This is a genomic window from Streptomyces sp. E2N166, from assembly GCF_003671715.1.
GTDB lineage: Bacteria > Actinomycetota > Actinomycetes > Streptomycetales > Streptomycetaceae > Streptomyces > Streptomyces thinghirensis.
In genome coordinates, this window is sequence record NZ_RAIF01000006.1 from 71,684 (window position 1) to 93,023 (window position 21,340).

Below are 21,340 nucleotides of genomic sequence, written 5' to 3' on the forward strand. Positions count from 1 at the left end.
GGCGCCCGTCCGGCACCGGGTTCGGCTCGGGCCGCCGGGCGGTGGGCGGCTGGACGACGACGGCGTGGGCGTTGGCTCCGCCGAAGCCGAAGGCGCTCACACCGACGGCCGCCCTCTGCCCCGGCTCCAGCGGGACGGGGTCGACGGCGGGGGCCAGTCCCAGGCCGTCGAAGTCGATGCGGGGGTTGAGGGGAAGGGCGTGCAGGGACGCCGGTACCAGCCGGTGGCGCAGGACCAGGATCGCCTTGAGCAGGCCGGCCATTCCGGCGGCGGGTTCCAGGTGGCCGATGTTCGTCTTCACCGAGCCGATCGGCAGGGGTCCGCGGCTGCGGCGCCGGCCCAGGGCCCGGCCGATGGCCTCGGCCTCCGCCGGGTCACCGGCCTGGGTGCCGGTGCCGTGGGCCTCGACGTACACCAGGTCGTCCGCGTCGATCCCGGCCTCCGCGTAGACCGTGTGGAGCAGCGCCTCCTGGGTCTCGGCGCTGGGCACGATCATTCCGGTGCTGCGGCCGTCGGTGTTGTTGCCGGTGGCGGCCAGTACGGCGTGGACGCGGTCGCCGTCCGCCACCGCGTCCGTGAGGCGCTTGAGGACGAGCACCGCGCCGCCCTCCGCGCGGACGAACCCGTCGGCGTCGGCGGAGAACGCCGCGCAGCGGCCGCGGCGCGACAGCATGCCCGCGTAGGAGAATCCGGCGAAGGAGTAGGGGTTGGACAGCACGTTGACGCCGCCGACCAGGGCGACGCGGCCCGGGCCCTCGCGCAGCGTGCGGCAGGCCCGGTCCAGGGCGACCAGGGCGGAGGAGCAGGCCGTGTCCACGGCCATGCTCGGCCCGCGCAGGTCGAAGGCGTACGACAGCCGGTTCGCCGTGATGGACAGGGTGGCGCCGGGCATGGTGTGCGGGCTCGTGTGGTCCTGCATCATGGACAGGTTCACGCCGTATCCGGGGTCGGAGACGCCCACGTACACGCAGGTGTCCGATCCGGCCAGTGACTCGGCGGGGATGGCGGCGTCGTCCAGCGCCTCGGCGGCCATCTCCAGCAGCAGCCGCTGCTGCGGGTCGGTGTGCCGGGCCTCCGCGGGCGACATGCCGAAGTAGGCGGCGTCGAACGAGGCGACGTCCTCGAGAAAGCCGCCGGCTGCGGTGTAGCTGCGGCCCGGCCGCACGCCTCCCGGGTCGACGGTCCGGTCGCGGGGCAGCCGGCCGGCGGGCATCTCGCCGACCATGTCGCGCCCGTCGCGCAGCACGGCCCACAGACCCTCCAGGTCGGTGATGCCTCCGGGAAGCCGGCACCCCACGCCCACCACCGCCACGGCCCGTTCAAGCTGCTGCATCGCCAAGTCTCCGCCCCTTCACGCCGATCACTGGCCTTCGTGCGGATTGAAGAGGACGAAGCGGGCACGGGGTGGAAGAATCCGGGACACAGCACTCGTTGTAGTGAATGTCATTACAGATACGCCATGACGGTTTCGCACCGGCTACGGTGACCCGGTGCCCGAAGCCATCCGTGCCCGTATCGCCGCCGTCTCCGCTCATCTTCCGTCCCGTTACCGGACCTTGGACGAAACCCGCGTCAAGATCACCGAGACGGGTGGCTACGCCCCGCCGCCCGGTCTGCTGGAGGATCTCACCGGTGTACGCGGGGTCCATGTCCACGAGGACGGCGAGAACGCCTCCGACCTCGCCGTGGCGGCCGCCCGCAGCGCGCTCGACGAAGCCGGCCTGAAGATCCGCGACGTGGACCTGCTGCTGTTCGCCTCAACTTCGCAGGACCTGATCGAACCCGCCACCGCCCACCTCGTGGCCACCAAACTGGGCGCCTCCTGCCCGGTGTTCGACATCAAGAACGCCTGCAACAGCTTCCTCAACGGCATGGAGGTGGCCGCGTCGTTCATCGAGACCGGCCGCTACGGCACGGTCCTCATCGCCTGTGGTGAACCCTCCACCCTGGCCACCCGCTGGCACCTCCCCCACCGAGAGGACCTGCTCAGGGCCCTGCCCGGCTACACGGCCTCCGACGCCGGTGCCGCGATGGTGCTCACCGCCGGCCCCGCGGGTGACGGCGACCCCGGCATCCTGTCCCTCCGGTTCGTCAGCAACTCCCCCGCCTGGGAGGCCTGCACGGTGGCCGGCGGCGGAAGCATGCACCACCTCTCCGTCCACGACGACCACACCACCCTGCGCCTGAACGGGGACCTGCGGCAGAGCGCGCTCGACGTGCTCCCCAGGATCATGGACACCGCCGGGGACGAACTCCGGGCCGCGCAGGCCGGCGCCTTCTCCTTCATCGCCTTCCACCAGATCGCCATGCCGCAGTACCGCGAGGTGATCGACACCTTCTCCCTGCCCGAGGACCGGTGCATGCCCGCGGTGGCCGAGCACGGGAACTGCGCGGCCGCCTCCCTTCCCCTGCAACTGGCCAAGGCGCGGGAGGCCGACCGCATCGAGAGCGGGGATCTGGTGGCGATGATCGGTCTGGCCAGTGGTTTCAGCTTCGGTCTGGCGCTCGTCCGGTGGTGACCGCGCGAGCCGGGCACATCCCGGCGCCGGACTCGGCCGCAGTGGAACGGCTGATGCCGGGCTACCCCGCGCCCCGGCACTGGCGGCGGGTGCCGGTCACCGGCCAGCACTACCTCGACCTCGGCTCCGGCCGACCGGTGCTGTTCCTGCACGGCAACCCGTCGTGGAGCTACGTCTGGCGCAAGCTGCTGCACCGGCTCGCCCCGCACGCCCGCTGCCTGGCCCCCGACCTGCCGGGCTTCGGGCTGTCCCGGCACCTGCGGCCGGCGGACGGGGTGCCCGACCCCTACGAGGCTCAGCTGGAAGGCCTCGACGGCCTCCACCGTCACCTGGTGCGGAACGAAGGCCTGCCCGAGCGGGGCTGGACGTTCGTCCTGCACGACTGGGGCGGCCCGCTCGGATGCGCCTGGGCGCTGCGCAACCCGGGCGTCGTGGACCGGCTGGTCGTCTGCAACACCGTGGCCTTCCCCTTCCCGGACGGCTTCCGGCTGCCGTTCTACCTGCGCTGGATCCGTGACCACCGGCCCGTCGCCGCGTTCGTCCACGCCACCAACGCCTTCGCCCGCGTCGCCGTACGGGCCGGAGTCCACCACCCGCTGCTCCCGGCCGAGCGGCGGGCCTACCTACGGCCCTACGCCCGCCGCGCGGAGCGCCGGGCGGTCACCGATGCCGTGCGCGCGATCCCCCGCGGCCCCGCGGACCCCGCGTGGCATCTGCTCGAACGCCCCGGCGCCGGGGTCGGCTTGGCGGACCTGCCCCTGTTCGTCGGGTGGGGCATGCGCGATCCCGTGTTCACTCCGGACCTGCTTCAGGAGTGGGCGCGCCGGTACCCGCAAGCCGTCATCCACCGATTCCCAGGCGCCGGGCACTTCGTCATGGAGGACGCCGCGGCCGAACTGGGCGACCGTATCCGTGACTTCCTCCAGGGAGCCCCATGACCACGACCACCGCGGACATCGCCGTGCGCCTGGCCGAGCGGCCCGATGCCATCGCCCTCGTGGAAAGCAGTGGGGGAACCTCGCGGACGACCCGTCGCGGCGAGCTGGTGCGCCATTGCCGCCACATCGCCCAGGACCTGCGCGACGCGGGAGTCCGGCCCGGCCACAAGGCCGTCGTGATGACCCGCGACGCCCACGATCTCACCGCCGTCTCGTACGCACTGGTCCTTCTCGGCGCCGTCCCCGTGCTGATCGAACCGCGCGCCGAGGTGGGCCGCTGCCTTCAGGACATCACCCCGGACGTCTTCATCGGGGAGCCGCTGGCCCACCTGGGGCGCAGGGCGCTGGGGTGGGGCCGCCCCCACGTCCGGACCGCCCTGGTCACCGGATCCGCGCCGCTCCCCGTGGGACGGCGACTGGTCACCAGGACACCGGCCGACGGGACCTCGCTCCCGCAGATGCGTGAGCCCGACGGCGACGAACCGGCCCTCATCGCCTTCACGTCCGGCTCCACGGGGCGACCGAAGGGCGCGGAGTACCGCCACTCCACCCTGGCCGGGCAGCTCGACGCTCTGGCGACACTGATGGCCCCCCGGCCCGACGACGTGCTCCTCGCCGGTTTCCTCCCGGTCGCGCTGCTCGGTCCGCTGCTGGGTCTGGCCACCGTCGCCCCGGCGGTGAACCACCTGGCCCCGGCCCGCACCTCGCCGAAGGAAGTCGTCGGGCCCCTTCGGGAACACCGGGCGAGCATCGTCCTGGCCTCCCCCGCCGTCCTCACCCTGATCGCCCGTCACTGCGCCCGCCACGGCGTCACCCTGCCCTCGGTCCGGCAGATCCTGTCCTTCGGCGCCCCGCTGCGCACAGGTCTCGCCGACGCCCTGCGCAAGGCCGTGCCGGGCGACGCCGAGATCCTCAGCGTGTACGGCGCCACGGAGTGCCTGCCCGTGTCCGCGATCGGTGACCACGACCTGCGGGCTTCGCGCACCGCGCCGCCCGCCGGGCACTCGGGCACCTGCCTGGGGCGGCCACTGCCCGGCATCCGCGCGCGGATCCTGGACGTCGACGCCACCGGGCTCGGTGAGATCGCCGTCGCCGGTCCCACCGTCAGCCCCGCCTACCACGCGCGTCCCGACGCCGACGCCTTCACCAAGAGCGAGACCGACCATGGTGTGCTGCACCGCACCGGGGACCTGGGCCGGCTCGACGGCGAGGGCCGGCTGTGGTTCCTGGGACGTCAGACCCACCTGATCACCGGAACCGGTTTCACCCTGACCACCGAGGACATCGAGGCCGCGGCGGACACCGCCCCCGGCATCCGGCGCACCGCCCTCGTCGGCGTAGGCACGGCCGTGTGCCAACTGCCCGTGCTCTGCGTGGAGCCCCTGCCCTCCACCCCCCGCGCCTCCGCCCTGGAGGCTGTCCGCGCCGTTCTGAAGGACCACCCGGACGGGCACCGCGTCGGCGCCGTGCTGGTCCGTACCGCCTTCCCCACCGACCCTCGGCACAACTCCAAGATCGACCGCATGCGACTGGCCGGCTGGGCCGCCAGGCGCCTGCGCGGGAGGACTCGTTGAAGGTACTGGTCACCGGAGGAAGCGGCTTCCTGGGTCTGGAGATCTGCCGTCGGCTGAGCGCACGCGGCGACGTCGCCTCCTCCCTCAACCGGCACCCGAGCAGGGCGCTGGAACGACTGGGTGTCCACCAGCACCTGGGCGACCTCGCCGATGCCGCCGCGGTCTCCCGTGCCGTCGCCGGGTGCGACGCCGTCGTCCACAACGCCGCCCTGGCCGGTGTCAGCGGCCCCCCGGGGCCCTACTGGGCCACCAATGTCGTCGGCACCCGCCATGTGATCGCGCAGTGCCGCGCCCACGGCGTGCGCACGCTCCTCTACACCTCGACCGCCAGCGTCGTCTTCCGGCCCGGCGGCCTGGAGGGCGTCACGGAGAGCATTCCCATCGCTCCCCGTCACCTGGCCGCCTATCCCGCGACCAAGGCCCGCGCCGAGGCCCTGGTACTGGCGGCCCACGGCCCGGAGCTGGCCACCGTCTCGCTGCGCCCGCACATCATCTGGGGGCCCGGCGACCCCCATTTCGCCCCCGCTCTCGCACGCACCGTGCGAGCCGGCCGCCTGCTGATGCCAGGTGACGGCGGCAACCTCGTCGACACCACCCATGTCCGTACCGCCGCCCACGCCCATCTGCTCGCCCTGGACAGCCTGCGGCAGTCGCCGGAGGCGGCGGGCGGCCGCGCCTACTTCATCGGCCAGGGCGACCCGCGTCCGCTGCGCGAGATCACCCGGCACTTCCTGCGGGCCGCCGGCATCGACGCCCGCTGGTGTGCCGTACCGCCCCGGCTCGCCACCGCCGGGGCCGCGGTCGGCGAGGCGCTCCTGCGCGCGGCACGCAGTACCCGCACCCACGCCCTGAGCCGCTTCCTGGTCGCGGAGTTGCTGCATCCGCACTACTTCGACCTCACCGCGGCCCGCCGCGACCTGGGCTTCGCACCGCCGGTCGGATTCGACGACGGTATCGCGGAGCTCACCCTCTCCACCCCGAACGACAGCGAGGAGACACCGTGCCGGACACCTACGACACCTTCCGCTCCATCCTGAGCAGCGCCTTCCGCATCCCCGAGGACGAGATCCGGCCCGACCTCACGCTGGAGCAACTGGACCTGGACTCACTGGCCCTGACGGAGCTGGTGCTCATCGTGCACGAGCGCTTCGGGGTGAAGATCGACAGCGCGTACGCCTCCCGGAGCACGACCGTCGCGCAGGTCGTCGCCCACCTCGACACGTTGCGCGCGGGTGACACCGGGGCGGTGGCCTCCTCGTGACCGAGCCCGTCGCCGTCACCGGCCTCGGCCTGATCACCCCCGCAGGGGAGGACGCCGGCACCACCTGGGACACGGTCCGCCGCGGTGCGGGCACCGCAGCCGCGCACGATCCGGCGCTGGCCGGCCTTCCCGTGGACTTCTCCTGCCGTGTCCCGCTGTGCCGCGACGACCTGGACCGGCGCGTCGGCCGCACCGCCTGGCGCATGTCACGCAACGCCGTGCTGGCCGTACTCGCCGCACGCGAGGCGGTGCACGACGCCGGCCTCGACGCCCGGACGTGGGACGGCGACCGGGTCGCCATCGTCATCGGCTGCGGGCTGGGAGCGGACGCGGTGCGCGAGGAACAGGCCAGGCGGCTGGCTGAACGGGGCGCCGACATGGTCTCCGCGCTCACCATCCCTCAGATCATCCCGAACATGGCGGCCGGAGAGGTCTCCATCGACCTCGGGGCCCGCGGCCCCGGCCTCGCCCCGGCCACCGCCTGCGCCTCCGGCGCCACCGCCGTCGCCGTCGCCCGCGACCTCCTCGCCGCCGGCCGGTGCGACGTCGCGGTGGCCGGAGCCACCGAAGCCGCCGTCACCCCGCTGACCACCACGGGCTTCTGGCGCGCCGGCGCGCTGTCCCGGCGCACCGACGCGGTCACCGGCGCGTCCCGGCCCTTCGACGCCGACCGTGACGGCTTCGTCATGGCGGAGGGCGCCGGCGTCCTCGTACTGGAGCGGCTCGCGCACGCGGCCACCCGTGGTGCCCGCGTCCGCGCCCTGCTGGTGGGCTGCGGCAGCACCTCGGACGCCCACCACCCCACCGCGCCCGCCCCGGACGGCCGGGGCGCGGAGGCGGCCCTGTGCACCGCCCTGGCGGACGCGGGTCTGGCTCCGCACGACGTCGACCACGTCAACGCCCACGGCACCTCCACACCGGCCAACGACGCCGCCGAGTCGGCCCTGATCGCCCGGGTGCTGCCGCACCGCCCGAGTGTCACCGCGCCCAAGGGCGTGCTCGGCCACAGCCTGGGCGCGGCGGGCGCCGTGGAGGCGGCACTGACCGTGCTCACCCTCCAGCACGGCACGGTGCCCCCGGTCGCGAACCTGAACGCCCCGGCTCCCGGGTTCGACATCGACTGCGTCACCAAGGAGCCCCGCCGGCAGGACGTCCGTATCGCCGTCAGCCACTCCTTCGGCTTCGGCGGACACAACGTCGTCCTTGCTCTGGCCAGAGCCTCCTGACCGGGTCGGCGGCCGGCCAGGAACGGCTGGGCGGGCAGACGAGGGGTGCGCCGGTGACGTTGAACGAGGTGTTGATCAGGCAGGGGATCCCGGTCGGTAGGACCCCCTGGAACCACCCGATGACGCGTCGCTCCCGCATCAAGGCGGCGGCCTCCCGCGCCAGGCCCTCGGGGTCGGGTTCCCCGCCGGACGACCCGGTCGGCGTACTGCTGGAGGGCCGCCTGGAACCCCTGTCCGTCATGCGTCCGAGAGCCAGGGGCGGCCGTTGGCGGAGGGCGTCCACGACAGGGCGCTGAAGCGGCTGTCCGGACTCCGGGGCCCAGGTACGAGGATGCGCTGATCCCGGGGCGTGCCGGCCTGCCCGCGACCTCGCGGCCGAACCGCGGGCGAGCCTGACCTGGGTCCGGGAGCCGGCGTGTCAGGAAGAGGAGCGGCACCTACTCCGGGCACCCTGCCGACCATGATCGCCCAGCACGAGACCCGCGACTCAGCTCCCTGATGCGATCAGTGAGGAGGCACGGCCGGTGGCGTTCACCGCTGTTCGTGCCGCCGCCACGAATGCTGCGATCGCCGGGTGGGTGCCGCCGCCCGCGCGGAAGGCGACCTTCGAGCGGCGGAAGAGGGGCAGCCGGGTCAGGACCACGTCCTCGGGAGCGCGCGTGGTGGCCATTTCCGGTACGAATCCGGCGCCTTGCCCGATGGCGGCCAGTGCCAGAACCGTACGGAAATCGTTGACCTGATGGCGGATGCGCGGCTGGAAGCCGGCCGCCTGACAGGCGCGTACAGCCATCGCGTGGCCGGTCGTGCCGTCCCGGGCCGTGATCCATGGGGCCGTGGCCCATGGCCCGAGCAGTTCCGCCAGCGTGTCACCGCGGGCGGCGGGACCTGTCGCGGGATCGGTGTCGGTGGCAGCGCCCGTGGCCAGGTACATCGGCTCCTCCAATAGCGGCACCTGGTCGACCGTGGTGTCCGGGGACGCGGGCACGAAGTCGTAGTCGTGGACGAGGGCCACGTCGAGTTCACCGGCGCGCAGGCCGTCGGAGACCCGCGCCGAGTCGATCTCCTGCACCATCGGTTCCAGCGCGGGGTGCCGCTGTGCCAGTTCGGCCAGCGTGCCGGGCACGATCGCGGGGCCGCCGGAGGGAAACGTCCCGATCCGCAGCGGCCCGCCGATACCCTCGCGTGCCCCGGCCAGCTCGGAGACCGCCAGTTCGAGGCGTTCGAGGACGGCATCGGCGTGGGTGACGAGGGTGCGGCCCGCGGGGGTGAGCACCACCCGTCTGCCACTTCGTTCCAGCAGGGGTACGCCCGCCTCGCGCTCAAGCACGCTCAGCTGCTGGGAGACAGCCGAGGCCGTGAAGGTCAGCGCCTCGGCAACGGCCGCGATGGTGCCGCGTCGGTCCAGTTCGCGCAGCAGATGGAGACGTCGGACATCGAGCATAAGGCGAGCTTACGCATAAGCGAAGGAACATGAACTGGATCTACTGGGTTGCCGTCGGTCAGGCTGGTCGTATGAAGCCCGAAGCGAACCTCACCGGCCTGTTCGTCCCCTTGGTGACCCCGTTCACCGACGACCTGCGCCTCGCCCCGGACGCGCTCGCCCGCCTCGCCGACGAGGCGCTGTCGGCCGGCGGAGCTCACGGACTCGTCGCCCTGGGCACCACCGCGGAGGCGGCCACACTGACCACCGAGGAGAAGCGGGCCGTGGTCCGTGTCTGCTCGGCCGCCTGCCGGGCACACGGAGCTCCGCTGATCGTCGGCGTCGGCACGAACGACACCGCCGCCGCCATCACGACACTGCGGGAGCTCGCTCAGAGCGGTGACGTCGCCGCGGCGCTGGTTCCCGCGCCGCCCTACACCCGGCCCGGCGAGGCGGGAACACTGGCGCACTTCACGGCACTCGCCGAACACGGAGGTCTGCCGCTGGTCGTCTACGACATCCCGTACCGCACCGGCCAGGCCCTCGGCACCAGCACGCTCAACGCGCTCAGGCGCCTGCCGCAGGTCGTCGGGGTCAAGTACGCGACCGGTGTGATCGACGCAGCCGCGATGGAACTGCTCGGCTCGTCGGCTCCGGGCTTCGCGGTGCTCGGCGGCGACGACGCCGTCATCTCGCCGCTGCTCGCGGCCGGCGCCCACGGCGGCATCCTGGCGTCGGCCAATGTCCGCACCACTGACTACGCCGAGCTCATCTCGCTGTGGCAGCGCGACGCCACCGGACCGGCCCGCAAGCTGGGAGCCGAGCTGGCCCGGCTGTCGGCCACGCTCTTCGCCGAGCCGAACCCGACCGTACTCAAAGGGGTGTTGCACGCCCAGGGCCGTATCCCCAGCCCGGCCGTCCGGCTGCCGCTGCTGGCCGCCTCCGCCGACTCGGTCCGGCGAGCCGTGGACCTGGCCGCCGCCAGGCCCCAACGGGCTGCGGCCTGACACGAGCCCGTGGCCCGGGGAACCCGGTGAACCTCGGTGCAGGCCGACGGGGTTCACCTGCTCTCGCGCCCCCACACTCCCCCAGGGGGCCAGCCCGGGCCATGCTCGAGACCGCTCTGTGGATCAGCCCTGGGGAGGGACGCGGAGGACGTACCTTCCGCATGCGTCAACGGGAAGCGGTCGGCCCCTGGTGCGCCTCGCCGAACGCGCCTTCTCCTCACCAAGAGATCACGTGAGCGTGATGCTGTGGATCCGCGCCCGCGACGGCGAGAACGACGTCTGGTCGTACTTCGCGCTCGACGGCGAGGAATGGGCCCTGCGCCAGGTGGACCCGCAAGGATCTCAGCGCCAGCCCGTGGCCGCAGCCTCGCTGGCGGAAGCCATCGTGATCCGTGACCGTGGCGACCTCGCCGCCATGGTCGCCCACGACTGCGTGAACCGCACGCCACAGTCGACTGGCGCGGCACTTCTCTGTCGGTACGGGCGCGTGTGCTGACTCCCCAGGAACGGCAAGCACTCGCCCTGCCCACACGATGAGTCCGGACCGTCCGGATCAAGAGGCATCGCTGACCAGTGAGAACGTGCCTGTGCCCGAGGGTGGTGAGCCCGCGAAGGCTGCTGTGTCGGTGTGCTGAGGTCTGGGGCGCCGACGTTTCCCGGCAGACCATCCCCACCATCACCGACGAGGTGCTGGAGGGCATGGCCGAGCGGCAGAGCACTGGCCCGTAGAAATGACGGAACTCTTACACGGGCGCCGCCACAGCTGACACACAGGTGTTCCACGGTATGGACTTCTCACCAGCCGAATATTTGATCTTTCGATGGAGTGACCATGAGAGGGATACGTTCCATGGTGGCGGCGGCTCTGAGCCTGGCCGCCTTCCTTGGCGTTCCTGCAGCCGCGTCGGCGGCCACGACGACCGATGTGCCCGAGACGCTGCGGATCTCCGACGGCCCCTACGCGGGCTTCCAGCTCTGTGGCCGTCAGCCGCAGCCGACGTTCAGCACGGCCAATACGTTCGGACCACTGTTCGCCGCCTCGGTCAAGGGCCTGGACCCCCAGCCCGACCTGGGCGGGACGCTGGAACTCGCGCGCCTGGGCGAGCAGCCGTTCCGGACGATCCCGGTCAGCACCGGGCCACTCGGCCACGGGTGGGACGTCCAGCTCCCCACCAGCACCTTCACCGCGGGTGACTACCAGTGGCGGATCCGCGCCGAGGGCCCCGACGGCCCGTCCGCCTGGTCCGCATGGTGCACGTTCACCGTGACCGGCCCGGGGGCCACGCCCACCCGGTTCACCTACAGCCCCGATGGCGGCGCACACTGCCTGGATGTGGGCGGCGCCGCCAAGGAGAACGCCACGCCAGTGCAGTTGTGGGACTGCAACGGCTCCCTGGGCCAGATCTGGGAGACCACGCCCGAGGGCACCTTGGTGAACCCGAACTCCGGCAAGTGCCTGGACGTGGCCGACGGGGGGACCGCCAACGGCACCAAGGTGCAGATCTACATGTGCAACGGCACCGGCGCCCAGCAGTGGCGCTACGACCAGCCCACCCCGGTCGCCTTCACCAACCCCCAGTCCGGCAAGTGCCTTGACGTGCCCTACGCGGACTTCACCAACGGGGTCCGGGTCCAGATCCACGAGTGCAACGGCACCGGCGCCCAGGCCTGGAAGCGGTTCACCCCCGCCTGACCTGACGGTGGCCGCCGTCCCCGCACCGTTTCCGAGCGGCGGGGAGGGGCGGCGGCCGACTGCCGGCTCGTCGGGCCCTCGCCCTTCACACCCCTTTGGCCTGCGGCACAACCTGGCTGGAGCGGCCGAATGCCTGCGAACGGCCACCTCCGGGGGTTGCGGGGCCCACGTACCGTGGGTCCGACGTACGAGGAGGGGTCATGCAGATCGGAGAACTGTCCGAGCGCACTGGCGCAAGCCGCCGCTCGATTCGCTATTACGAGCAGCAGGGCCTGCTGGAAGCGGCACGGACGAGCAAGGGCTGGCGGGAGTACGACACGCGAGCGGTCAACCGGGTCCTGAACGTTCGGGAACTGCTCGGAGCCGGGCTCACGGCGGAGGACATCCGTGTGGTGGCGCCCTGTCTGGACATGAAGACCGAGGAATTCCTGGCCTGCAACAGCAGCCCCGACGAAGTCCTCACCATGTACGAGCAGCGCCTGGCCATCGTGGAGGCCAAGGCAGCAGAACTCCAACGGCACCGGACCGAACTCGTGGAGCGCATCGCCCACCTGCGGGCCGAAGCGTCGGACACGGCAGGCTTCGCGCAGCTGCTGCGCTCCAGCGCTTGACGTTGACACCGGTGTCACTACCTAGCGTGCGACGCACGTTCCGCGTTCCACGGAGGTAGTAGACCGATGAAAAGAGCTGCCCTGCCGGGCTGGCTGTGCATCCTGTTCCTGACCCTGCTGGCTACGGCCACCGACGAGTTCGTCATCGCCGGCGTGCTGCCCGCCGTCGCCGACGATCTGGAGGTGAGCGTTGCCGCCGCCGGCCAACTGGTGACCGTGTTCGCCGTGGTCTACGCCGTCGGCGCACCCACGTTGTCCGTGGTCTGCGAACGCTTCGCGAAGCGGACGGTGCTGGTCGTCGGTCTCTTGCTGTTCGTCCTGGCCAACGCGGCGGCAGCACTCGCCCCGGGCTACTGGTTCCTGATGGGTGCGCGTGTGGCGGCTGCCTTGTGTGCGGCGGCGGTGGCCTCGGCGGCGTTCGCCACGGCAGCGGCCGGCGCCCCGGATGGGGCGCAGGGCCGGTATCTGGGCGTCGTGACGGCCGGGATGACCGCCGCGCTGTTCAGTGGAGTGCCGTTGGGTTCGTGGCTGGGCGGGGCCTTCGGGTGGCGCGCGACGTTCTGGACGATCGCCGCGGTCGGGGCGGTCGCGGCCGGGGGCCTGCTGGCCACCGCGCCGCCGGTTCCCGGCGGCGCGGTGGCTCCGCTGCGAGAACGCCTGGCTCCCCTTCGCAATCGTGCTGTACTCCGCCTGGTGGCCGTGACATTCCTGGCGGCGAGCGGCGGCCTGATGTTCTACACCTACCTCGGGCCGTACACATCCGAGGTCGCCGGCGGCTCGTACGGCCTGCTGTCGTTCGTGCTGTTCCTCGTCGGTGCCGCCGGCCTCACCGGAGCCCTGTTGTCGGGGCGAGCATCAGATGCCTGGGGCCCGCAGCGAAGCCTGCGCCGGGTCCTCGCGGGCCACGCCATCGCGCTCGCTCTGGCCGCCGGGCTCGTTTCGAGCGGCCTCGGCGATCGATGCGTTCTGGCTGCGGTGATTGCCTGTTGGGCCTTCTTCGCCTGGGCCCTTACCCCGCCGGTGCAGGGCAGCATCTTGGCTGCCGCCGGTCCTTCTGCCGGGATGACGGCGCTGTCGCTGAACATCTCCGCGCTCTACCTCGGCACGGGCGTCGCCGCCGCTCTGGGCGGGGCGGTCGTGGGGACACTTGGCGTCACCTGCGTTCCCTTGGCCGCCGCCACGCTGATGGCGCTTGCTTTCCTCTTGGCTCCCTCATCGAGACACGCGCACGGTGTGCTGGGAAAGCAGCTCGACTCACGGGCGGCGAGCGCCTGGAGCCACGGGCCATGACGGAACGGGCCGAAGTCCGGTCATGGGACGGGGGCGGACACTCCGCAGGCCGGGCCCGGCTGCGGCCAGGGACCCGGAACTCCATGTGTACGACTCTCCCGAGGTACGGGCGCAAACCCGGAAAGGGGCAGTACTGCCGCTCCACCGGAGCTCTGGCATCGGGCCGCCCGGCCAGTGGAAGGGCGAGCCGTCCGTCGGGCCGCCCGGTCTGCGCCGTCGGCCGCTTGCCCTCAGGGCGTCAACGTGCCGGCCAGGATGCCAGACCGGCCCGGCCGCGTCGCGCGGATCCGCGGCGGCCCCGGTGAACCTGGTTCGGCTCTCTGACATCGCCATCCCGCACAGTGTCATCTCTCGGACCGCCTAACGCAGGGCGTCGAGGGCGGTGATGATGTCAGCCGGTTCGGCTCGCCTGGTGTAGTCGGTGTCGGCGAACGCCCAGCGGACGGTGCCGTCTTGGTCGATGACGTATGTCGCGGGGAGCGGGAGGGTGCGCGGGTGGCCGCCGTTGACACGGTGCAGGTCGAAACCGAGCTTCTCGTAGACGGCGGCGAGGTCGTCGGGCAGGTCGAAGGCGAGACCGTACGCCTTGGCAGTTTCGGAGCCGACGTCGCTGAGGACGGTGAAGTCCAGGGCGTGCTTCTCGGTCAGGGACAGTGATGCGTCGGGTATCTGCGGTGATACGGCGACGAGCCGGGCGCCGCGGTCGGTGATGTCGGCGTGGTGCTGCTGCAGGGACCGCAGCGCAAGGTTGCAGTACGGGCACCAGGCGCCACGGTAGAAGGTGAGCACGACCGGGCCCTGGGCGAGGAGCCGGTCGAGGGCGACCGGCTCGCCCGTCACGGAGGGCAGCGTGAAGCGCGGGGCCTGCGCACCGGTGGCGAGCGCACGGTCGGCCTGGCCGGACGCGGCGAGTTCGGCGCCGGCCCGCTGCATGATCTCCCGAATCTCGGCGGGGATCTGCTGCTGGCGGGTTCGGTAGAAGGTTCGCAGTTCTGCGTTGAGGGTCATGAGGACGGTGTCCTTCCCGTACGGGGGCAGGCGTGAGAAGCCGGCCTCGCTATCTTGAAACGTGCGTTTCAAGATAGCGGGCTGGAACGGTATCTTGGAACCGTTGTTCCAACATTTGGTGAGGTGAGGTGAAGCATGGCGGACATCAAGCACTTCGATCCGGACGCGACCCTGGAGACCGTGGTCCGCCTGTTCTGGAAGCAGGGCGTGGCGGCCACCGGCGTACAGGACGTCGTGAACGCCACGGGGCTCAATCGCTCCAGCCTGTACTCCACGTACGGCGGCAAGCAGCAGCTCTACCTCGCTGCCCTGAACCGCTACGTGACGGTCCGATCACAGCCCGTCTTCCAGCAACTCGCGGAGGACGAGCGAGGGCTGCCCGCGATCGCGGACTTCTTTCGCGGCCTGATCAGTGCGCGTACGTCAGGAGAGCACGCGCGCTGGGGCTGCCTGGTGTCCAACGCGCACGCGGGCGCGGAGAGCAACGACCAGGAGGTGCGAGCCGTCCTCGACCGGCACCACCAAGAGCTGTGCCACGCGCTGCGTTCTGCGCTCGAGACAGCAAGGCGGGAAGGGCAGTTGACGGATGCTGCCGATCCAGCCTCGGGGGCCGAACTGCTCGCGCTGCTCGCGTACGGGGTGAACGTGCGATCGCGGGCAGGCGGCGACGCACGTTCCCTGCGCCGTACCGTCGATGCGGCTCTCGACTCGCTCCGGGCCCCGGGCTGAGACCGGCGGGAGGACTCACCTCGCGTGGCCGCGCCCGGCCGGCGCGGAGAGCGCCCGATGGAAGCGGCGCCGCCGCCCGCAGCGGTGAGCACCATGTTCCCGTACCCGGCCAAGCCAAGGACGAGACTCCATATGGCGTTCTCGGCGAGCCGTACCGGTTCGGCGTCGGTTGCGCCGAGGCCCGCGGCGAGGCGCATCCGCATCCGCATCCGCATCCGCATCCGCAGGACGACTCGGATGGGCATGACAGGTGCGCGAAGAAGGACGTCGAGATCATTCACCTCGACCGAGATCAGCCCATCTGGACCTTGATGTGCTCGACGACGTCGTGAAACTCCTTTGTCGGCGAGAAGTCCACGTACTCGCAGTCCTCCAGCGCCTCCGGGGCGTGACCGGGGGGCCAGTAGAAGGCCTGCCCCTCCTCGTATATCTCCTCGCCGTGCCGCGTCCGCATCCTCAGGCTGCCCTTGAGAACGTATCCCCAGTGCGGGCACTGGCACAGGTCGTCCGGCAGCCCTTTGCAGACCGGCCCCATGTCGGCGCCCTTGGGGAAGTGGGCAAAGGCTGCGGTCATGTTTCCGCCGACGTCCCTCATACGCAGCTCCACACCGCCGCCTTCGATCACCACCGGGGCCTCACCGCGCGTCGTTGCGGTCATCGCCAACCACTCCTCTCTTCCTCCCCCCTTCCATCCTGTGCCCCTTCCACGCTGCCGACCAGGTGACCGGCACAAGGACGGTCGAGGCCGTGGATCAACGGTGGCCATGAGCGCTCCCGCGAGCCACGAGTCCCTGTGGGCCGCGTACGCGCTGGGCGCGGGCCGCGCCGGAGCCCTCCGCCGAGCCGCCTGGCCAGGGCCTTCCGGCGGACTGTCCGAAACCATCGGTTCAGCAATCACTGGACCCCGCAGACGCCGATGAGAACCGGCAGCACTGATGGGCCCTGGATCGCTCGGCATGGACGAGCCTTGGGCCCCCGCACGTCCTTGCTCGGATCGGGTGAGGTGATCCGGCCCGAATGTCTCCTCCCGTCGTGGCGGTAACGCAAGGGAGAGGCCCAGTGCTTTGCTTTCCCGGCCGGTCGCACTCTGCGGTCGCGCTCATTGCGGAGGGTCATCATGGCGGCACAGAGCGAATTGAACGAGGCGAAGGTCGAAGCCTTCTTGGAAAAGGCACTCGGGGACCTCAGCGGGGCCTTGACCACCGGTTTGTGCCATCTAGGCGACCGTCTGGGCCTGTTCAAGGAGCTGGCAGCAAACGGTCCCGCAGGAAGCCGGGAGCTCGCGGACCGACTCGACCTGAACGAGCGTTACGTACGCGAGTGGCTGCGGGGCCTCACCGCCGCAGGGTATCTGGAAGAACCGGAGCCCGGCCGCTTCACGCTCCCCGCCGAGCATGCCCCCGCCCTGGCCGACGAATCAGGGCCCATGTTCCTCGGTGGCGTCTACCAGATGATGCCCGCCGTCCTGGCGCCGTTCGATCGACTGGCTGAGGCGTTCCGGAAGGGAGGCGGCGTACGGCAGAGCGACTATCCGAGCATCCTGTGGGACGGCATGAGCCGTTTCACGGGCAGCTGGTTCGAAAGCGTGATGGTCGACGATTGGCTTGGCACCTTCCCCCACATCATCGAGCGGCTGGAACGGGGAATCGACGTCGCGGACGTGGGTTGCGGTGCGGTACGTGCCCTGATCGTGCTTGCCAAGGCGTTTCCCCGCTCGCGTTTCACGGGGTTCGACAACTTCCCGGTCCAGGTGGAACGTGCCCGCACGAACGCGGCCGAGGCCGGTGTCGCCGACCGCGTGACCTTCGAGACGGTCGATGCCGCCCAGGGGCTTCCCGAGCGCTACGACCTCGTCACCACCTTCGACGTCATTCACGACTCGGCGGAGCCGAAGCGACTCCTTGCCGCCATCAGGGCCGCAGTCGAAGATGACGGCGACTACCTGATGCTCGAGATCAACTGCCAGGACCGCTCCCAGGACAACGTGGGTCCTGTTGCATCGATGTTCTACGGACTCAGCGTCTTCTACTGCATGACCACGTCGCTCTCGAACGGCGGAGCCGCCCTCGGAACGTGCGGTATGCCCGAGGCGGTCGTGCGCAGTCTGTGCGCCGAGGCGGGTTTCAGCAGCGTGGCCCGGTCCACGGCGGAGGACCCGTTCAACGTTCTGTACGCCATCAAGCCGTAGGCTCGCACCTCATGAGGTCGCCGTCGGCAATCGACGTCGTGGCACCGACCACGGCGCTGTCGGTCGCAACGCACTGGCGGACCGATGGTGCCCGGCTCGGCGCCGCCGATCTCCTTGCGCAGGCGCAGCAGGAGGGCGACGCAGAGCAGTCCGGTGCCGTCGACGGTGGTGTCCGGGGCGAGCGTACCGGGGTTCACGTGCTCATCGGCGGTAGGCGGTGGCGGCGACGGCGGGCAGCAGAGCGAGGGAGAGGATGCCGCCGGTGAGGGCGAGGGCGGGGTAGCTGGTGGCGGCGACCATGATCCCGGAGGCCATGCCGCCGGTGGCGCCCGCGATGGCGATGGAGACGTCGACCAGCCCCTGGGTCTTGGCACGGGTGGCCAGCGGGACGGTGTCGGTGATGATGGCCGTGCCGGACACGAGGCCGAAGTTCCAGCCCACCCCCAGCAGGGCGAGGGCGAGCGCGAGGAACCCGACGGAGCCGCCGGGCGCGAGCGCGGCGAGGACACCGGCGGCCAGGAGGGTGACGCCGGAAGCGGCGGCGACCTTCATACGGCCGTAGCGGTCGACGAGCCAGCCTGTCAGCGGTGAGGGCAGGTACATGGCGCCGATGTGGATGGCGATGACGAGTCCGGAGGCGGCGGTGCCGTGGCCGTGGTCGTGCATATGGACCGGCGTCATCGTCATGATCGCGACCATGACTAGCTGCGTAAGGATCATGACCAGCGCGCCCAGAACCACGCCTCCGCGGCCCTCGCTCGTGTCGACGGCGTCGGGGGCGGTCGTGCCGGTGGTGGCTTCGGTGTCCTTCGTCTCGGCGACGGTGCGGGCAAGGAGCAGCGGATCGGGGCGCAGCCAGAGGGCGATGACAAGGGCGGCCAGTGCGTAGGCGGCGCCGGAGAGGATGAAGGGCCCGGCGAGGTGGGGGATGCCGAGGGTTTCCGCAAAGGTACCGGTGGGGGCGGTGAGGTTGGGGCCGGCGACGCCGCCGAGGGTGGTGGCGACCAGGACGGTGGAGACGGCACGGGCGCGGTGGCCGGGGGCGGCGAGGTCGGCTCCGGCGTAGCGGGCCTGGAGGTTGGTGGCGGTGCCGGCGCCGTAGACGAACAGGGCGATGAACAGCAGGACGGGGTTGTCCAGGACGGCGGCGGTGATGACGCCCGCCGAGCCGATGGCGCCGGTGAGGTAGCCGGTGGCGAGGCCGGGGCGGCGGCCGCGGGCCTGGGAGATGCGGCCGACGGCAACGGCCGTGAAGGCGGATCCGGCGGTGAACAGGGCGCTGGGAAGTCCGGCGAGGCTCGTGGAGCCGAGCATGTCCTGGGCGAGGAGGGCGCCGACGGTGACGCCCGCGGCGAGGCCCGCTCCGCTGAAGACCTGGGAGACGACCAGGACGCGCAGGATGCGGTACTGGGCCTGGGCGGGGTCGGATATGTGGGCCACCGTACCGGCGGATGGGGTGCTGGTCATGGTCTCTTTCGACAGGGGTGCCGGCGTGCTGCACCGGACCGGTTCGGCAGGGCGGCGGAACGACGCACGCGGAGCTGGTGCGTCAGTCGGCGTTGAGGGCCTGGGCGAGGTCGGCGATCAGGTCGTCGGCGTCTTCGAGGCCGACGACAGGCGGATCATGCTGTCGGCGATACCCCGCTTGGCGCGCTCGTCCGGGACCAGGGCCGTGGGGGTGGTGGTGATGGCTGGGTGACCAAGCACTCGACTCCGCCGAGGCTGGGCGCAATGGCGGACAGGCGCAGCCGATCCGCCACCGCAACGGTCTGATCGGCATCCGCGTCCAGCACGACGCTGAGCACGCCGCCGCGCCGCCGATCTGCGCGTCCACGATGCGTTCCGTGCGCCGGTGGCCAGGCCCGGGTAGGGGTGGGCGCCACGGGGAGTCGGGACCGGCCCCACCGCCCGGGCAGCGTCGCGGTGGAACAGCATGCCGTGCTCGTGGGCGAGCGCGGCGAGCTCCGTGATCGGCTGGTGGGCGCCGGTCTCGTTGTTCGCCGCCATCACCGACACCAGCCCCCGTGTCCTCGATGAACGCGCCGACCAGCGATGCCGGGAGGAGGAGTCCGGCGACGCGCGGGCGACCGGGGTGGTGGCGTCGTGGTCCAGATACACCGGGCCGTCGGCCGGCCCCGTATGAACGTCCGGCGTCCCGGCGATCACACGAGCTGCCCGGCGTCGACAGGCATCTCGGACAACCGCCACTCGAGCATGCCGTCGTTCAGACGAATCGCGCGTCGCCCACGGTCCGTCAGCAGCCGAACGGCGTCGTAGGCGAGTGCGCAGTACTCGCCGCGGCAGTAGACGACGATCTCCACGTTCTCGGGCAGTTCGTCGATCCGACCGGCCAGTTCCGCCACCGGGATGGAGAGGGCGCCGGGAATGTGCCCGGCGAGGTATTCCTCCATCGGCCGCACATCCAGCACCACTGCCTCACCGGACCGGACACGGGCCGCCAGCTCTTCGCGGGTGATCTCCTGTGCCCAGTCTTCCCCGAGGTAGGCGTCGCGGGCTACGGGAACGGACGGCTGGTGCGTCTCGGCCACCTTGCGCAGCAGCGCGAACAGCTGGGCGACGTCGTCGCCGGCGAGCCGGTAGTGGATCCGTACGCCTTCACGGCGAGTGGCGACGAACCCGGCCTGCTTGAGGGTCTGCAGGTGCGCTGATGCCGTGGTCAGATTCAGGCCGGCTGCTTTCGCCAGCGCATCCACAGTGCGCTCGCCCTGGGCGAGGAGATCGAGCAGTTCCAGCCTCTTCCCACTGGCCAGTGCCTTGCCGCTGACCGCGAACGCGTCGTAGAGCTGCGCCTTGGTGTTCTCTGCCATCAATCCTCCACAATTCCATGGATTAATGTAACTGGTGGAGGGGTACGTCGGCTACTTCTCCCTGCAACCGCCGGTGGGGGCCTGTTCCGGCTTCGGAGCAGTGCGGTAGGCGCGTGATCTCGAACGTGCGGCGGACCTCGGCACCACCCCGGGGACCGCTGCCTGTGAGAAATGTCAGTTGCGGCAGCCTCAGCCGGGACAGCAGCCGCGGGTTCCTGCTTCGGCTGCGGCCGACGGGGGGCGCTACCGCGGACGCGGGAGCGCGACAGCCCCTGCCTTGCCAGGCGTCGCGGCCTTCCTTGACGGCCATGGCGGCGATGACCGGGGCGGTGATGGGGTCGGCCCAGACCAGCGCCGGAGAGGCGAGGGTGTCCCGCACCGTACTGTGCTGCCACCGCCCATACGGGCGTGCAGGACGTCTGGCTACTCCACCCCGAACGGCCCGCGCGCCCCGGAGAGCAACAGGGAGGCAGTGCGCGCAGTTCTACGCAGCCCCGGCCTCCTCGGCCGTCCCGAACGCGGCATCACCGACTTCGTCGGCGGCCACATCGCGGTATCCCGGTCGGCCACCGCAACCGAACCCTCCAGGGCCACGAAATGATCGGACGCGTCACGGTGTCGGTGGTGGAGCAGCGTGAGCGGCATCGTCGGCATCGGAGGCGAGACGCCCACTCGCTCCCCCGCCCGACCGGCCTGAGCACGGAAGCCGTTCTCGCGTCGCCGCGCTGGTCGCACGGGCGGCGGTGAGCCGTTTCCGCCGGTAGCGACACCGGGCTTCCGTGTGGGGCGGGGGCACTGCGGTTGTGCCTTCCCAGGGGACGGCGGATTCTGTAGAGGACGAACGGGGCTGGTGTGGCGCCATGACTGCATGGAACACGGACCGAAGTGCGGACTTCCGTGGCCCTCTCGACGTCACCCGGGCGGCCACGGTGGTCGTCGACGCCCAGGGCACGGTCATCGGCTGGAGCCCCGCGGCGGAGCGGCTGCTCGGTTACCAGCCGCAGGAAATCGTCGGCCGGCCCCTCACCACGCTCCTGCCACCTGGACC

The 21,340-nt window shown here is 71.3% G+C and carries 21 protein-coding genes and 1 pseudogene; 14 read left to right on the top strand and 8 right to left on the bottom strand.

All coding sequences use genetic code 11. The features are described 5' to 3' along the window. The coding region (locus tag EBH09_RS38345; RefSeq protein WP_238697110.1) for a polyketide synthase at positions 1 to 1,333 on the bottom strand (1,333 nt) is incomplete at its 3' end. Between the two features lie 157 nt (positions 1,334 to 1,490). On the opposite strand from EBH09_RS38345, the gene EBH09_RS00485 reads away from it, so the two are divergent. Genes EBH09_RS00485 through EBH09_RS00510 form a run of 6 tightly spaced genes read left to right on the top strand, consistent with a single transcriptional unit; the run spans position 1,491 to position 7,518 of the window. Further along, entirely contained in the window at positions 1,491 to 2,519 is a 1,029-nt protein-coding gene (locus tag EBH09_RS00485) for a 3-oxoacyl-[acyl-carrier-protein] synthase III C-terminal domain-containing protein (protein ID WP_121745108.1), read from the top strand. After that, on the top strand, positions 2,516 to 3,457 hold the full coding sequence (locus EBH09_RS00490; RefSeq protein ID WP_238697111.1) for an alpha/beta fold hydrolase: 942 nt from the start codon (positions 2,516 to 2,518) through the stop codon (positions 3,455 to 3,457). The genes EBH09_RS00485 and EBH09_RS00490 overlap by 4 nt, the downstream gene beginning before the upstream one ends. Next, entirely contained in the window at positions 3,454 to 5,031 is a 1,578-nt protein-coding gene (locus EBH09_RS00495) for an AMP-binding protein (protein ID WP_121745110.1), read from the top strand. The genes EBH09_RS00490 and EBH09_RS00495 overlap by 4 nt, the downstream gene beginning before the upstream one ends. After that, positions 5,028 to 6,068 carry an NAD-dependent epimerase/dehydratase family protein gene (locus tag EBH09_RS00500; RefSeq protein WP_193776043.1) on the top strand — a complete coding sequence of 347 codons (1,041 nt, stop codon included), beginning with the start codon at positions 5,028 to 5,030 and terminating at the stop codon, positions 6,066 to 6,068. Before EBH09_RS00495 ends, EBH09_RS00500 begins: the two co-directional genes overlap by 4 nt. Further along, positions 6,032 to 6,292, top strand: coding sequence for an acyl carrier protein (locus EBH09_RS00505; protein ID WP_121745111.1), 261 nt, complete (start codon positions 6,032 to 6,034; stop codon positions 6,290 to 6,292). Before EBH09_RS00500 ends, EBH09_RS00505 begins: the two co-directional genes overlap by 37 nt. Continuing rightward, a complete protein-coding gene (locus EBH09_RS00510; protein WP_121745112.1) occupies positions 6,289 to 7,518 on the top strand; it encodes a beta-ketoacyl-[acyl-carrier-protein] synthase family protein in 1,230 nt (409 codons plus the stop codon). The genes EBH09_RS00505 and EBH09_RS00510 overlap by 4 nt, the downstream gene beginning before the upstream one ends. A 487-nt stretch (positions 7,519 to 8,005) precedes the next feature. On the opposite strand, the gene EBH09_RS00515 is transcribed toward EBH09_RS00510, so the two are convergent. Then, a complete protein-coding gene (locus EBH09_RS00515; protein WP_121745113.1) occupies positions 8,006 to 8,959 on the bottom strand; it encodes a LysR family transcriptional regulator in 954 nt (317 codons plus the stop codon). A 71-nt stretch (positions 8,960 to 9,030) separates the two neighbouring features. Here EBH09_RS00515 and EBH09_RS00520 point away from each other — a divergent pair, with 71 nt between their 5' ends. The 5 genes from EBH09_RS00520 to EBH09_RS00540 all read left to right on the top strand — a co-directional run bounded on the left by EBH09_RS00520 (position 9,031) and on the right by EBH09_RS00540 (position 13,539). Continuing rightward, positions 9,031 to 9,945 (top strand): dihydrodipicolinate synthase family protein, encoded by a 915-nt coding sequence (locus EBH09_RS00520; protein WP_121745114.1) that lies wholly within the window; start codon positions 9,031 to 9,033, stop codon positions 9,943 to 9,945. A gap of 232 nt (positions 9,946 to 10,177) precedes the next feature. After that, positions 10,178 to 10,441, top strand: a complete 264-nt coding sequence (locus tag EBH09_RS00525) for a hypothetical protein (protein ID WP_153182571.1) — start codon at positions 10,178 to 10,180, stop codon at positions 10,439 to 10,441. Between the two features lie 336 nt (positions 10,442 to 10,777). Continuing rightward, positions 10,778 to 11,638 carry an RICIN domain-containing protein gene (locus EBH09_RS00530; protein ID WP_121745116.1) on the top strand — a complete coding sequence of 287 codons (861 nt, stop codon included), beginning with the start codon at positions 10,778 to 10,780 and terminating at the stop codon, positions 11,636 to 11,638. A gap of 200 nt (positions 11,639 to 11,838) precedes the next feature. Beyond that, positions 11,839 to 12,249, top strand: a complete 411-nt coding sequence (locus EBH09_RS00535; protein ID WP_121745117.1) for a MerR family transcriptional regulator — start codon at positions 11,839 to 11,841, stop codon at positions 12,247 to 12,249. A 66-nt stretch (positions 12,250 to 12,315) separates the two neighbouring features. After that, entirely contained in the window at positions 12,316 to 13,539 is a 1,224-nt protein-coding gene (locus tag EBH09_RS00540; protein WP_121745118.1) for an MFS transporter, read from the top strand. Between the two features lie 360 nt (positions 13,540 to 13,899). On the opposite strand, the gene EBH09_RS00545 is transcribed toward EBH09_RS00540, so the two are convergent. Next, positions 13,900 to 14,547, bottom strand: a complete 648-nt coding sequence (locus EBH09_RS00545) for a peroxiredoxin-like family protein (RefSeq protein ID WP_121745119.1) — start codon at positions 14,545 to 14,547, stop codon at positions 13,900 to 13,902. A gap of 135 nt (positions 14,548 to 14,682) precedes the next feature. Between EBH09_RS00545 and EBH09_RS00550 the strand changes: the two genes are divergently transcribed. After that, a complete protein-coding gene (locus tag EBH09_RS00550) occupies positions 14,683 to 15,276 on the top strand; it encodes a TetR/AcrR family transcriptional regulator (protein WP_121745120.1) in 594 nt (197 codons plus the stop codon). A 292-nt stretch (positions 15,277 to 15,568) separates the two neighbouring features. Here EBH09_RS00550 and EBH09_RS00555 read toward each other — a convergent pair whose 3' ends face one another. Beyond that, on the bottom strand, positions 15,569 to 15,934 hold the full coding sequence (locus EBH09_RS00555) for a hypothetical protein (RefSeq protein WP_121745121.1): 366 nt from the start codon (positions 15,932 to 15,934) through the stop codon (positions 15,569 to 15,571). A 459-nt stretch (positions 15,935 to 16,393) separates the two neighbouring features. Here EBH09_RS00555 and EBH09_RS00560 point away from each other — a divergent pair, with 459 nt between their 5' ends. Continuing rightward, on the top strand, positions 16,394 to 17,464 hold the full coding sequence (locus EBH09_RS00560; RefSeq protein WP_121745122.1) for a methyltransferase domain-containing protein: 1,071 nt from the start codon (positions 16,394 to 16,396) through the stop codon (positions 17,462 to 17,464). 201 nt (positions 17,465 to 17,665) lie between these two features. On the opposite strand, the gene EBH09_RS00570 is transcribed toward EBH09_RS00560, so the two are convergent. From EBH09_RS00570 to EBH09_RS39905, 4 genes and pseudogenes are all read right to left on the bottom strand, one after another. Further along, a complete protein-coding gene (locus EBH09_RS00570) occupies positions 17,666 to 18,931 on the bottom strand; it encodes an MFS transporter (protein WP_121745123.1) in 1,266 nt (421 codons plus the stop codon). A gap of 117 nt (positions 18,932 to 19,048) precedes the next feature. Next, positions 19,049 to 19,171, bottom strand: a complete 123-nt coding sequence (locus EBH09_RS39775; protein WP_274595120.1) for a hypothetical protein — start codon at positions 19,169 to 19,171, stop codon at positions 19,049 to 19,051. A 455-nt stretch (positions 19,172 to 19,626) separates the two neighbouring features. Continuing rightward, the gene (locus EBH09_RS00585; protein ID WP_121745124.1) at positions 19,627 to 20,292 is read right to left on the bottom strand and encodes a metalloregulator ArsR/SmtB family transcription factor; all 666 of its coding nucleotides are present in this window, start codon (positions 20,290 to 20,292) and stop codon (positions 19,627 to 19,629) included. A 189-nt stretch (positions 20,293 to 20,481) separates the two neighbouring features. Further along, a pseudogene (locus tag EBH09_RS39905) lies at positions 20,482 to 20,638 on the bottom strand (cation transporter); the annotation flags it as partial. A gap of 514 nt (positions 20,639 to 21,152) precedes the next feature. On the opposite strand from EBH09_RS39905, the gene EBH09_RS00595 reads away from it, so the two are divergent. Beyond that, a partial coding sequence (locus EBH09_RS00595) for a PAS domain-containing protein (protein WP_121746156.1) occupies positions 21,153 to 21,340 on the top strand: 188 nt, incomplete at its 3' end.

Coding starts and splice junctions, on each gene's coding strand:
- EBH09_RS00550 (WP_121745120.1), top strand. CDS start 14,683: ATGGCGGACATCAAGCACTTCGATCCGGACGCGACCCTGGAGACCGTG.
- EBH09_RS00555 (WP_121745121.1), bottom strand. CDS start 15,934: ATGACCGCAACGACGCGCGGTGAGGCCCCGGTGGTGATCGAAGGCGGC.
- EBH09_RS00570 (WP_121745123.1), bottom strand. CDS start 18,931: ATGACCAGCACCCCATCCGCCGGTACGGTGGCCCACATATCCGACCCC.
- EBH09_RS00520 (WP_121745114.1), top strand. CDS start 9,031: ATGAAGCCCGAAGCGAACCTCACCGGCCTGTTCGTCCCCTTGGTGACC.
- EBH09_RS00585 (WP_121745124.1), bottom strand. CDS start 20,292: ATGGCAGAGAACACCAAGGCGCAGCTCTACGACGCGTTCGCGGTCAGC.
- EBH09_RS00560 (WP_121745122.1), top strand. CDS start 16,394: ATGGCGGCACAGAGCGAATTGAACGAGGCGAAGGTCGAAGCCTTCTTG.
- EBH09_RS00515 (WP_121745113.1), bottom strand. CDS start 8,959: ATGCTCGATGTCCGACGTCTCCATCTGCTGCGCGAACTGGACCGACGC.
- EBH09_RS00530 (WP_121745116.1), top strand. CDS start 10,778: ATGAGAGGGATACGTTCCATGGTGGCGGCGGCTCTGAGCCTGGCCGCC.
- EBH09_RS00495 (WP_121745110.1), top strand. CDS start 3,454: ATGACCACGACCACCGCGGACATCGCCGTGCGCCTGGCCGAGCGGCCC.
- EBH09_RS00540 (WP_121745118.1), top strand. CDS start 12,316: ATGAAAAGAGCTGCCCTGCCGGGCTGGCTGTGCATCCTGTTCCTGACC.
- EBH09_RS00545 (WP_121745119.1), bottom strand. CDS start 14,547: ATGACCCTCAACGCAGAACTGCGAACCTTCTACCGAACCCGCCAGCAG.
- EBH09_RS00535 (WP_121745117.1), top strand. CDS start 11,839: ATGCAGATCGGAGAACTGTCCGAGCGCACTGGCGCAAGCCGCCGCTCG.